This is a genomic window from Neobacillus sp. plas4 (assembly GCF_057221695.1).
In genome coordinates, this window is record NZ_CM170152.1 from 1272095 (window position 1) to 1284541 (window position 12447).

Sequence of the window (12447 nt, forward strand, 5' to 3'; positions counted from 1 at the left end):
TTTGGAAAATGGTTACCTTACTTTGGAAACCGGAGAAGTTTTTGAAGGAATTTTAATAGGTGCAAACAAGGACTCTTTAGGAGAAGTTGTTTTTAATACAAGCATGACTGGCTATCAAGAAATCATCACCGACCCCTCCTATGCAGGGCAGTTGATTACGTTTTGCTATCCGATTATCGGAAGTTATGGAATCAATGCCATGGACGATGAATGCATTTCGCCTTCACTCGCTGGAGTGGTTATCGGTGATTTATGTGAAACACCAAGCCATTACCAATCCATTAATAAATTCTCTGAAAAACTAATGCAGGCAGGAGTTCCTGGTATTGCTGGTGTGGATACAAGATTGCTTGTAAAAACGATACGCAGCCGTGGTACTGTAAAAGGCTATTTAAGTAAAACCAAGCAAACCGATTTCTCTGGGAACGAATTAACACATTGGGTAGAGAAAGTTTCAATAAAGAATATACAAACTTTCCAAAATGAAGGACCACACGTCGTCCTAATTGACTTTGGATATAAAAAATCAATTCTCAATGCACTGCTAGATAAAAATTGTTCGGTAACCATTGTCCCGTTCAATACATCTTTTGAAAAAATCAAAGCGTTGAAACCGGATGGTGTTCTCTTAAGTAACGGACCTGGGGATCCAATGATGTTAAAACAATGGTTTCCAGAAATCAAAAAAATTACACAACATTATCCAACATTAGGCATTTGCCTTGGCCATCAATTAATTGCTCTTGCTTATGGAGCGAAAACGGAAAAACTTGCCTATGGACATCGTGGCGGAAATCACCCGGTAAAAGAAATTGCCACAGGAAAAGTAAAAATTACTGCTCAAAATCATGGGTATGTAGTTGTCGATGAAAGTATCGACGCGCAAGTATTCCAAGTCACATACCGTAACGTTAATGATCGTTCAATCGAAGGATTAATGCATCGTCGTTATCCTATACAAACGGTTCAATTTCATCCGGAGGCACATCCAGGGCCTAGCGACACAGAATATATACTCACAGAATTTATAAGTCAGATTACCTCAGCGGGAGAAAAACGTTATGCCATTAAATAAAAACCTAAAAAAAGTATTAGTAATTGGATCAGGACCCATTGTAATCGGGCAGGCAGCAGAATTTGACTATGCGGGAACACAGGCTTGTATTGCTCTTAAAGAAGAGGGAATACAGGTGGTTTTAATTAATAATAATCCAGCAACGATTATGACGGACGAAAGTGTTGCTGATAAAGTTTATATTGAACCTTTAAACGTTGAAATCATTGAAAAAATTATTCAAAAAGAACAGCCTGATGGAATTATTGGAACTTTAGGTGGTCAAACCGGGTTAAATCTAACAGTAGAACTCTATGAAAAGAATATTCTGGAAAAATACAATGTAGAGCTGTTAGGCACCTCTGTAGAATCGATAAAAAATGGTGAGGACCGCGACAGGTTCCGCAGTTTAATGATTAAGATTGATGAACCAATCCCAGAATCAGCGATTATTCATACTTATGAGGAAGGTGTAACGTTCGTCAACGAAATAGGTTTTCCTGTAATCATCCGACCAGCATATACACTTGGCGGACACGGCGGCGGCTTTGCCCATAATGATGAAGAACTTGAAACTGTCTTAAAGAAGGGGTTAGCAGCAAGCCCGATTCATCAGGTTCTTGTGGAAAGAAGCATTAAAGGCTGGAAGGAAATTGAGTATGAAGTAATAAGAGACGCAAATGACACCTGTATTATTGTTTGTAATATGGAAAATTTGGATCCTGTTGGGGTTCATACGGGTGATTCGATTGTTGTTGCTCCATCCCAAACATTGAATGATGTTCAATATCAAATGCTAAGGAACTCTTCGTTAAAAGTAATAAGAGAATTAGAGATTATCGGTGGCTGCAACATTCAGTTTGCTCTAAACCCTGAATCAAATCAGTATTGCATTATTGAGGTTAATCCGCGTGTAAGCCGTTCATCGGCATTAGCATCAAAGGCAACGGGCTATCCGATTGCTAGGATGGCAGCAAAATGTGCCATTGGTTATCATTTAGATGAGATTGTGAACCCAATAACAGGTAATACCTTTGCATCATTTGAACCAGCCATTGATTATATTGTTGTAAAACTTCCACGCTTCCCATTTGATAAATTTCCTGAAGCAGACCGTACATTAGGTACACAAATGAAAGCGACTGGGGAAGTAATGGCCATTGATCGTACTTTTGAAGGTGCGCTTAATAAAGCCATCCGCTCCATGGAATTAAATATATATGGGCTATGTTTGGAAACGTTCCAAGGTCTTGACAACGAACTTATATTTGAAAAACTTGAAAATCCTAATGACCAAAGACTATTTATCATAGCTGAAGCCTTCAGAAGAGGGATTTCACTTGAAAAAATTAAGCAATTAACTGATATAGATTCATGGTTTTTACACAAGATTAACGCAATTGTTGCCTTAGAAATGGAATTAGCTTTATATAGCTGGAGCAATGTTTCAACTGATCTATTAAAGACAGCAAAGCGTCACAATATTTCCGATAAGCTGCTATCACAAATTTACAGTATAGATGAAAAGGAAATAAGAAGGAAATGGAAAGAACTTAACTGGAAACCTGGCTATAAGATGGTTGATACCTGTGCAGCAGAATTTGACGCAATTACCCCTTATTATTATTCAACTTGGCTTGGAGCCGATGAGGTAGAGGTGACAGATACCAAAAAAATCCTTGTGCTCGGATCAGGACCGATCAGAATTGGTCAAGGAATTGAATTTGATTATTGCTCTGTACATGCGGCGAAGGCAATTAAGAAGCTGGGCTATGAGGCAGTGGTAATCAATAATAATCCAGAAACTGTTAGCACGGATTATTCTGTTGCAGACCGTCTCTATTTTGAACCATTAACGGCTGAAGACGTTCTTACCGTTATTGAAAAAGAGAAAATTGAAGGTGTATTAATTCAGTTTGGCGGACAAACAGCGATTAATTTAGCACATGATCTTCGGGAAGAAGGAGTAAAGATTCTAGGTACAACAGTTGAAAATGTCGACCGTTTTGAAGACCGTGAAGAATTTTATCAGCTGCTAGAAGATTTAAACATCCCGCATATAGTTGGAAAGACTGTTAATCATAAAGATGAATTGGTAAATGCAGCTGCAAATATAGGTTATCCAGTGTTAGTTCGCCCATCCTACGTTATCGGCGGACAATCGATGTTTACTATTTTTTCAGAGGAAGATCTAAACTACTACATCCAGCAGCTTGAGGAAAACAGCTCACAGGATAAAATGTGGCCATTATTAGTGGATCGCTATATGCCAGGTCTTGAATGTGAAGTCGATGTGATTAGTGATGGAACGAATGTAGTTGTCCCAGGTATCTTTGAACATATCGAAAGAGCAGGAGTACATTCTGGAGACAGTATCAGCATTTTTCCACCTCTTTCAATCGCAAAAGAGACTAAAGAAACATTAATTGATTATGCTGAAAAAATTGCTAAATCTGCACCAATTGTAGGCATTATGAATATCCAATTTGTTATATATCAGGGTGAGGTTCTTGTACTAGAAGTAAATCCACGTTCTTCCCGAACCGTTCCAATCATGAGTAAGGTTACAGGAATTCCGATGATTGAGTGGGCTGTAATGGTTCAGATGGGAGTATCCTTAGACTCGCTATCGAGTGTAAATGGTTTATTAGCAGAGCCTAATTATTATTCAGTAAAAACACCTGTATTCTCAAGAAGCAAATTAAAGGGAGTTGACCATGTACTTGGACCGGAAATGAAATCAACTGGTGAAGTATTAGGTTTAGGAGCAACCTTCCATGAAGCGCTGGAAAAGGCTTTTCCAACTACATGCGGAGAAACAGAGAACTATTTATTCTGTTCCATTTCCGATCGGGAAAAACAAGCTAGTCTATCGATTCTACAGCAATTTGTGAATCAAAATTATAAAATAGCGGCAACGGAAGGAACGGCAAATTTCCTTAAGAAAAATGGACTTTCCATTGAAAAAATCGTGAAGGATAACGAAGATGTCAATGACTTTTTCCGAAACAATACCATCCATGCCGTCATTAATATACCAAACCAAGGCAGAAATAAAATAAAGTTCGGATTTTACATTCGTGAACAAGCAACTCGTTACAATGTACCTGTGTTTACCCATCTTGATACAGTGGAGGCGATGATTGACCTTCAGGCTCAATCGAGTGCACCTTCAAACGTTCGAACTGTAACAGAGTATTATCAAATCGAAGAGAGCGGTGCAAAACATGTCAAATGTAATTAAATGGAATTCAAAGGACGTATCACAACAACCACAATTTAAGGGCAAGGATTTTTTAACCTTGTCCGATTACCATTCAGATGAAATACTCTATCTTCTTGATGAAGCAAAGAAACTGAAAAGCCTCCAAAAGCAAGGAAAGCCACATCCTTATTTGAACGGAAAGGTTCTAGGGATGATTTTTGAGAAGGCTTCTACTCGTACTAGAGTTTCCTTTGAGGTAGGGATGCTCCAATTAGGAGGCCATGCGATTTTCTTGAGTTCAAAGGATATTCAGATTGGCAGAGGAGAAAGCATTTCGGATACAGCAAAAGTTTTATCACGATATATTGATTGTATGATGATTAGAACGTTTTCGCATGAGACGGTTGAAGAACTAGCAGAGCATGCAACTGTTCCGGTTATTAATGGTTTAACCGATTTGCACCATCCGACACAAGTAATGGCTGATTTATTAACGATTCAAGAGCACAAAGGCAAATTGGCTGGATTAAAGATGTGCTATTTAGGGGACGGGAACAATAATATGGCACATTCATTAATGGAAGGTGCCGCAAAGGTTGGAATGCATATCAGCATTGCAAGCCCTCCTGGATATTTACCTGATGGTCAAATTACGGAAAAGGCGATTGAAGCCGGCAAATTAACTGGAAGCAAAATTACGATTACACATAATCCAATAGATGCGATCAAGGATGCTGATATTGTCGTTACAGATGTTTGGACTAGTATGGGTCAAGAAGCAGAAACGGAAAAAAGATTAAAAGATCTAGGAGCCTATCAAGTAAATGCTGAACTATGCCAACACGCGAAAAAAGATTATATCTTTTTGCACTGTTTACCAGCACACCGTGGTGAAGAGGTTACCGCTGAAATTATTGATGGACCACATTCGGTCGTGTTTGATGAAGCAGAGAATAGACTTCATGCTCAAAAAGCAATTTTAAAACTTTTGCTAGAATAGTAGCTTTTTTTGAATTTTGTTGTATAATAATTCTATTGATTGAATATTAATTCACGTACATGCGAGGAGAATATAAATGGCTAAGGAAAAAATTGTTTTAGCGTATTCAGGCGGATTAGATACTTCGGTTTCAGTTAAATGGATTCAGGAGAAATATGGTTATGATGTCATTGCACTAGGTCTAGATGTTGGTGAAGGTAAAGATCTAGAAGCGATTAAACAAAAGGCATTGAATGTTGGGGCTATTAAAGCCTATATGATCGATGCGAAAGAATTGTTAGCAAAGGAATATATTTTACCAGCCTTAAAGGCGAATTGTTTATATGAAGGCAAATACCCGCTATCATCTGCACTTTCACGTCCATTAATTTCAAAATTATTGGTAGAAGTGGCTGAAAAGGAAGGAGCAACAGCTGTTGCTCATGGCTGTACAGGAAAAGGAAATGACCAGGTTCGTTTCGAAGTTTCCATTCAAGCGTTAAATCCAAGCTTAAAGGTTGTGGCACCTGTTCGTGAATGGGGCATGACGCGTGATGAAGAAATTCAGTATGCTGCGGAAAACGGTATTCCAATTCCAGTAGATTTAGATAATCCATTCTCAATTGACGCAAATATTTGGGGACGTGCCTGTGAAGCTGGTGTCTTAGAAGATCCATGGGCAGAAGCTCCAGAAGCTGCTTTTGACTGGACAGCACCGATTGAATTAACACCAGACCAAGCCGAATATATTGAAATTGAATTCGAGCAAGGTGTTCCTGTTGCATTGAATGGTGAGAAGCTGCCATTGGTACAATTAATCGAAACACTGAACGAACTTGGCGGTAAGCATGGGGTTGGCCGTATTGATCATATTGAAAATCGACTCGTTGGAATTAAATCCAGAGAAGTGTATGAAAACCCAGCAGCATTAATTTTAATTAATGCTCACAAAGAATTAGAATTCTTAACTCTAACACGTGAAGTAACGCAGTTCAAAACTCAAGTTGAACAGCAAATGGCAAAAATTATCTACGAAGGACTTTGGTATTCTCCAATAAAGCCAGCTCTTGATGCTTTTATTGATGAAACACAAAAAGTAGTTAATGGTACGATCCGAGTGAAACTCCATAAAGGAAACCATACAGTTGTAGGTCGTAAGTCTCCAAACAGCCTTTATAATGAAGAATTGGCAACTTATTCAAAAGGAGATGCCTTCGACCATAATGCGGCAGTTGGATTCATCAAAATTTGGGGACTGCCTACAAAGGTAAATGCTGAGGTAAATAATAAAGAAAAGATAATGAAATAATAAACAGGTGCCCTCGAAGGCTTTTTCGAGGGCAAACTTGTTAGATTCGAGGAGGGACCATCAATGTCCAAATTATGGGGCGGGCGTTTTACAAAAGAAACAAATAAATTAGTGGAAGAATTTACGGCTTCTATTTCCTTTGATCAAAAGCTTGCAAAGGAAGATATTGCCGGCAGTCTAGCGCATGTTCAAATGCTAGGTGAATGCGGCATTATTCCGACGGAGGATGCTGAAAAAATAAAAGCTGGACTTCTTGAAATTAAAAAGATGATAGACCAAGATGAGGTTGAGTTTTTAGTAGAAGATGAAGATATTCATATGAATATTGAAAAACTATTGATAGAAAAAATCGGCCCCGTTGGTGGTAAGTTACATACAGGCCGCAGTCGAAATGACCAGGTAGCAACGGATATGCATCTTTACTTACGAACAAAGACAACGGAATTAATTAAACTGCTTGAAGATGTTCAAGGTTCACTGCTTGCGCAGGCAAAAGAAAATATTCACACATTAATTCCAGGTTATACACATCTCCAGCGTGCACAGCCGGTCTCATTTGCCCATCATTTGATGGCATACTTCTGGATGTTTGAACGTGATAAAGAGAGACTCATTGATAGTTTAAAGCGTGTGAATTGGCTGCCTTTGGGTTCCGGTGCTTTAGCAGGGACGACATTTCCTATTAACCGTGAACGTGTTGCAGAAATACTGGGTTTTGAAACGGTTTATCCTAATAGTATGGATGCCGTTAGTGATCGGGATTTTATTTTAGAATTCCTTTCAATTGGATCAATAATTATGACACATATTTCAAGATTATCAGAGGAGCTTGTAATTTGGTCAAGCCAAGAGTTCCAATTTGTTGAGCTTGATGATTCTTTCTGCACCGGGTCTAGTATTATGCCACAAAAGAAGAACCCAGACGTTCCTGAACTTTTAAGAGGAAAGACTGGTCGCACGTATGGGAACTTGATTGGCCTGCTGACTGTTCTTAAGGGGCTGCCGCTAGCATACAATAAGGATCTCCAAGAGGACAAAGAGGGTATGTTCGATACAGTAGAGACACTTGAAGGGTCTCTTATGCTTTTAGCACCTATGATTGAAACAATGACAGTAAATAAAGATATTATGAGAAAAGCCATTAATAATGACTTCTCAAATGCAACGGATATTGCTGACTATTTGGTGAGAAAAGGTCTGCCATTTAGAGATGCACACGAAGTGATTGGAAAGATTGTTTTATATGCCATTCAACAAGGTAAATTCTTGCTCGATTTGAGCTTTGAAGAATACCAAGAGTTCAGTTCGTTATTTGAAGAGGATATATATAAGATTTTAGCACCAGAGCATGTTGTTGCAGTAAGAAATAGCTTCGGAGGAACATCACCAGAACAAGTGATTAAACAAATCGAGCTTGCACAAGGAAAACTAGGGAATTAAACGAAAACCACCTGATCAGGTGGTTTTTATTTGTTTCTGTTGGTAATCAAGAGTTCTTATAGTTTATAGTTACCGTTGTTTATGATTATTAAGGGGTACGGTAACTATGGGGCGCTTATAGTGACCGTGTCATCTAATTTTTAATGTTCAAGGTAACTATGGGGCGCTTATAGTGACCGTGTCATCTAATTTTTAATGTTCAAGGTAACTATGGGGCGCTTATAGTGACCGTGTCATCTGATTTTTAATGTTCAAGGTAACTATAGAGCGCTTATATTGACTGTGACTCACGATTAATAGTGTACCGGTAACTATAAAGCCGGGGGAACCGGAAATTTATACAAAAGCCACCTCATGGGTGGTTAGGCTGTAGAGTAAATCTTGACGGCCTTTATTTTGACAAAGGTTAAAAGAGGGAATTGCGTAATTTGCCCTCAAGCCCCTGTATTGAGGACAAATCCTTGCTCTGTACTCAAGCGATTTGCCCTCAAGCCCCTGTATTGAGGACAAATCCTTGCCCTGTACTCAAGCGATTTGTTCCAAGCCCCTGTATTGAGGACAAATCCTTGCTCGGTACTCAAGCGATTTGTTCTCAAACCCCTGTATTGAGGACAAATATGACTGATTGCTCAAACAATTTGCCCTCAAAGCACATAATAATAAATAAGTCCGAGAAAAAATACCTTTCTCCATAGTCTGACCACCTCATGGGTGGTTTTTATTTGTATTAATAGGTAAAATATTGGATAATTTTCACAATGAGATTTTATTAAGAGGAGGAAAACATGAAAATACGTGTATCTGTTGTTCAATATCACTTACATACGATTACTTCCTTTGAAGAATTTGCTGCGCAATGCGAGCATTACATAAAAACAGCTGAAGAATTTGGTGCGGAGTTTGTTCTTTTCCCTGAGTTCTTCACTACACAGCTGTTATCGATAGGAAATGGCAAGGGTCAGAGTCTTACAATCAACGAACTGCCTGGCTTCACTGAGCAGTATAAAGAGTTATTTAAGAATTTTGCCAAACAAACAAACATGCACATCATCGCTGGTACACATGTAATTGAAAAGGGTGGCAAGCTTTATAATACCGCTCATTTATTTTATCCAGATGGACGTATTGGTGAGCAGGCAAAACTTCATATTACCCCTACTGAGGTAAATGAGTGGAACATGGAGAAAGGTGACAGCTTTCAAATATTTGAAACTGACAAAGGGAAAATTGCTCTTCTCACTTGCTATGACATTGAGTTTCCGGAAATTGTCCGCATGGCAAAAGCAAAGGGTGCTGATGTCATATTCTGTCCTTCATGCACGGATGACCGCCATGGCTTCCATCGTGTTCGCTACACAAGTCATGCTCGGGCAGTTGAAAACCAGGTTTATGTTGTTTTAACCGGGACAGTAGGTTCGCTGCCAACCGTGGATTTCATGCGTGCAAACTTTGGTCAGGCCGTTATTATTACGCCAAATGATATTCCATTTCCGCCAAAAGGAATTCTGGTGGAAGGGGAATTGAACAACGATATGGTAGTTACTGCTGACCTTGATTTAGACCTATTATATGAAGTGAGAGAACGAGGCGCAGTAACAACCTGGCGTGACCGGAGAACAGATTTGTATCCAGATTGGGAATAAGGGTGAAATGCCATGTATCATAGTCAATTTTATGTTTTTGACGAGGATAAGCCAGTTCCTTTGACTATTCGCAATTACACTCAGGAGGATTTTGATCAGCTAATTCAGATTCAATCTGAATGTTTTCCGCCGCCGTTTCCATCTGAGTTATGGTGGAATAAAGAACAGTTAACCAATCATGTCAGGTACTTTCCAGAAGGAGCGCTATGTATTGAAGTCAATGGGGAATTAGCTGGTTCTCTTACAGGTCTTTGTGTGAACTTTGATCCTAACCATATGGAACATACATGGGAAGAAATAACTGACAAAGGATACATTAAGAATCATGATCCAAATGGTGACACACTATATATTGTTGATATCAGTGTACGGCCAAAGTACCGAAAACTTGGATTAGGAAAACAGATGATGCAGGCCATGTATCATGTTGTGATTCAGAAGAAACTGGTGAGGTTGCTTGGCGGCGGCAGAATGCCTGGCTATCACAAAGTGGTAAATACGATGACACCTGATCAATATTTACAAGGAGTGTTGGCAGGTAACTTGAAAGACCCTGTGATTACATTTTTACTCCGATGTGGAAGGGTGCCAATTGGCATTATAAAAGATTACCTTGATGATGAGGAATCTTGCAATTATGCTGCATTAATGGAATGGAAAAACCCATTTATAATCGAATGAAGGAGAGTATGATAATGGACTATATACGTATTACATCCATAACAGATCCAAACTTTAAAAAACTGCATAACTTAATGAGCGAAATCTTTCCTCCTGAAGAAGTTTTAGAATACGAATTATGGAAGGAACCTCTAGAGGATCCTGGCATACGTGTATTTGTAGCCATTAATGACAATGAGGTTGTAGGGGCAACGGAGTACCGTTATTATCCAGATTGGAATATAGCGATGACTGATTTCACGATCATTAGTAAACCCGGTCTTAGCCTTGGAAGATTCTTGGCACAGAACCGCTTAAAAGACTTGCAAAAGCTGGCTATTGAAAATGGAAAAGAACTTTTTGGTATGTTTGCTGAAATTTATGATCCTTATCGAGTAGGCTATGAGTTTGGCGGTGTGAAGGTCATGGATCCTTATGTCCGACGTGAAGTTCTCTCCCATTTAGGCTATAAACGAATTGATTTAGATTATGTACACCCATCATGGGAAAACAATGGTGAAGCCGTTAAGGGCCTTGATTTCTGCTTTATGCCAATGAACGACGAGCTAGAAAATATTCCTGCATCCCTTGTGGCTGATTTTCTAACCGCCTATTATTCCATCCTTTCAAACAAGCCAAAGGAATGGCTGGAGATGATCGAGCAGTTGAAGAGAAAAGAAACAATTTCTTTATTACCGCTATAATAGTAAAGAAGCAGGAAAAACCTGCTTCTTCTTTTTTTGCAGCAATGATAAATGCTGCCATATTTTTTAAAAGGGTTTATTTTCTTCGCTTGTTTGTAACACGCTGGTTGGCTGCGTTTGCACGAGCCATTGCCTCAAGATCGGCATGATCAGCAAATTCTGCTGAATATTCCACGTCATTTCCATCGGATTTCATGTTCTTAGGTACTTGTGGAAGTGAACCTTTGTTTTTATCACGAGTTTTATGTCCTTGAGCACGACCCATTACAAAAACCCCTTTCCATGTTAGCAATAAGGAACTGGAGTTGTTCCCTTTCATAGCATGTACCATTTGAAAGAGGTCCATTAATGGAAAAATATTAAAGTTTAGTCTTACTGTCGTTAAACCCGCCAGCACGGTCCGCTAACTTAAAGTCACGCTGATATAAAACTTCCTGCGTACTGGTTAAGCTGTATTTACCTCTGCCCAAATCCTTTTTCTTCTTTCCTGCCATATTGCTCATTCCTTTCAACATTTTTGTTAATCGTTAAAGCTTATGGAAAAAATTAAGCACATTCTCCATTTTTACCTTTTAGGAATGGAATGATACTCAAATGTAAAAAAAATATGGTAAAGTAAGGGGGAGGTGACGGATATGGCTGTTATTACAAAAATCACCACGCAGCAGAAAAATAAAGATCGGTTTAACATTTTTACGGATGATGGTAAAGGTGAAGAATATGCCTTTAGTGTCGATAGTGATGTGCTGATTCGATTTCAATTGAGAAAAGGGATGGAGGTTGATGAGTTTTCCATATTGGAAATTCAATATCAAGATGACATCCGTAAGGCCTATTATTTAGCTGTCAATTATTTGGCAATCAGAATGAGGGCTGAAAAAGAAATAAAAGATTATTTAGTAAAAAAAGAAGTAGATGAACCGATTGTGAATGAGGTTCTTCATAAATTGGCTTCTCAAAAATATATAAATGATGAGGAATTTGCTCTTTCATATGTCCGAACTCAAAAGAATACGACGGATAAAGGTCCAGATGTAATTCGCATGGAATTAAAAGAAAAAGGTATAAATGAAAATACCATTAAATTGGCACTCGCAGAATATCCGATCGAGGAGCAAGTTGAAAAGGCAATAAAGCTATCTGAAAAATTATTGAAAAAGAGTACGAAGGAATCACAGCGTCTTGTTAAGGAAAAAGCTGAGCAAATGTTAGTAAGAAAAGGTTACCCATTTGATATTATCCATTTGGCATTAAATGAAGCGGACCTTGATAAAGAAGAAGATGAAGAACTAGAAGCTATTAGGTTTCAAGGTGAAAAAGCACATCGGAAGTATAGTAAATACACTGGCTTTGAATACAGCCAAAAAATGAAACAAGCCTTATACCGTAAGGGATTTTCAATCGAACTTATAGATAAATATCTAGAAGAAAGTAAAAAATCATGACACTTTTG

General features: G+C 38.6%; 11 protein-coding genes. 9 read left to right on the forward strand and 2 right to left on the reverse strand.

Going from position 1 to position 12447, the window contains the following annotated elements:
- Nucleotide 1 precedes the first annotated feature (1 nt).
- The 8 genes from AC2TFD_RS06355 (at nt 2) to AC2TFD_RS06390 (ending at nt 10994) form a co-directional block, all read left to right on the forward strand.
- Nucleotides 2-1075, forward strand: a complete 1074-nt coding sequence (locus AC2TFD_RS06355) for a carbamoyl phosphate synthase small subunit (RefSeq protein ID WP_484676282.1) — start codon at nt 2-4, stop codon at nt 1073-1075.
- A complete protein-coding gene (carB, locus tag AC2TFD_RS06360; protein ID WP_484675304.1) occupies nt 1062-4298 on the forward strand; it encodes a carbamoyl-phosphate synthase (glutamine-hydrolyzing) large subunit in 3237 nt (1078 codons plus the stop codon). The genes AC2TFD_RS06355 and carB overlap by 14 nt, the downstream gene beginning before the upstream one ends.
- Complete coding sequence (argF, locus tag AC2TFD_RS06365) at nt 4282-5259, forward strand: ornithine carbamoyltransferase (protein WP_484675305.1); 978 nt, start codon at nt 4282-4284, stop codon at nt 5257-5259. The genes carB and argF overlap by 17 nt, the downstream gene beginning before the upstream one ends.
- A gap of 76 nt (nt 5260-5335) precedes the next feature.
- Entirely contained in the window at nt 5336-6547 is a 1212-nt protein-coding gene (locus AC2TFD_RS06370; protein ID WP_335514269.1) for an argininosuccinate synthase, read from the forward strand.
- 63 nt (nt 6548-6610) lie between these two features.
- Entirely contained in the window at nt 6611-7987 is a 1377-nt protein-coding gene (gene argH, locus AC2TFD_RS06375) for an argininosuccinate lyase (RefSeq protein WP_335514272.1), read from the forward strand.
- Between the two features lie 785 nt (nt 7988-8772).
- Nucleotides 8773-9630 carry a carbon-nitrogen hydrolase family protein gene (locus AC2TFD_RS06380; protein ID WP_484675306.1) on the forward strand — a complete coding sequence of 286 codons (858 nt, stop codon included), beginning with the start codon at nt 8773-8775 and terminating at the stop codon, nt 9628-9630.
- Between the two features lie 12 nt (nt 9631-9642).
- A complete protein-coding gene (locus AC2TFD_RS06385; RefSeq protein WP_484675307.1) occupies nt 9643-10311 on the forward strand; it encodes a GNAT family N-acetyltransferase in 669 nt (222 codons plus the stop codon).
- Between the two features lie 14 nt (nt 10312-10325).
- Nucleotides 10326-10994 (forward strand): GNAT family N-acetyltransferase, encoded by a 669-nt coding sequence (locus AC2TFD_RS06390; RefSeq protein ID WP_484675308.1) that lies wholly within the window; start codon nt 10326-10328, stop codon nt 10992-10994.
- A gap of 76 nt (nt 10995-11070) precedes the next feature.
- On the opposite strand, the gene AC2TFD_RS06395 is transcribed toward AC2TFD_RS06390, so the two are convergent.
- Together AC2TFD_RS06395 and AC2TFD_RS06400 are read right to left on the reverse strand one after the other, a co-directional pair.
- Nucleotides 11071-11259: a YfhD family protein gene (locus AC2TFD_RS06395; RefSeq protein WP_090760423.1), complete on the reverse strand. Its 189-nt coding sequence runs from the start codon at nt 11257-11259 to the stop codon at nt 11071-11073.
- 94 nt (nt 11260-11353) lie between these two features.
- Complete coding sequence (locus AC2TFD_RS06400) at nt 11354-11488, reverse strand: YfhE family protein (protein ID WP_484675309.1); 135 nt, start codon at nt 11486-11488, stop codon at nt 11354-11356.
- A gap of 141 nt (nt 11489-11629) precedes the next feature.
- Between AC2TFD_RS06400 and recX the strand changes: the two genes are divergently transcribed.
- Nucleotides 11630-12439, forward strand: coding sequence for a recombination regulator RecX (recX, locus tag AC2TFD_RS06405; RefSeq protein WP_484675310.1), 810 nt, complete (start codon nt 11630-11632; stop codon nt 12437-12439).
- The last annotated feature ends 8 nt before the right edge of the window (nt 12440-12447 follow it).

Excerpts from the sequence above, each read along its gene's own strand:
- carB (WP_484675304.1), top strand. The coding sequence starts at position 1,062 with ATGCCATTAAATAAAAACCTAAAAAAAGTATTAGTAATTGGATCAGGA.
- argF (WP_484675305.1), top strand. The coding sequence starts at position 4,282 with ATGTCAAATGTAATTAAATGGAATTCAAAGGACGTATCACAACAACCA.
- AC2TFD_RS06370 (WP_335514269.1), top strand. The coding sequence starts at position 5,336 with ATGGCTAAGGAAAAAATTGTTTTAGCGTATTCAGGCGGATTAGATACT.
- argH (WP_335514272.1), top strand. The coding sequence starts at position 6,611 with ATGTCCAAATTATGGGGCGGGCGTTTTACAAAAGAAACAAATAAATTA.
- AC2TFD_RS06380 (WP_484675306.1), top strand. The coding sequence starts at position 8,773 with ATGAAAATACGTGTATCTGTTGTTCAATATCACTTACATACGATTACT.
- AC2TFD_RS06385 (WP_484675307.1), top strand. The coding sequence starts at position 9,643 with ATGTATCATAGTCAATTTTATGTTTTTGACGAGGATAAGCCAGTTCCT.
- AC2TFD_RS06390 (WP_484675308.1), top strand. The coding sequence starts at position 10,326 with ATGGACTATATACGTATTACATCCATAACAGATCCAAACTTTAAAAAA.
- AC2TFD_RS06395 (WP_090760423.1), bottom strand. The coding sequence starts at position 11,259 with ATGGGTCGTGCTCAAGGACATAAAACTCGTGATAAAAACAAAGGTTCA.
- AC2TFD_RS06400 (WP_484675309.1), bottom strand. The coding sequence starts at position 11,488 with ATGGCAGGAAAGAAGAAAAAGGATTTGGGCAGAGGTAAATACAGCTTA.
- recX (WP_484675310.1), top strand. The coding sequence starts at position 11,630 with ATGGCTGTTATTACAAAAATCACCACGCAGCAGAAAAATAAAGATCGG.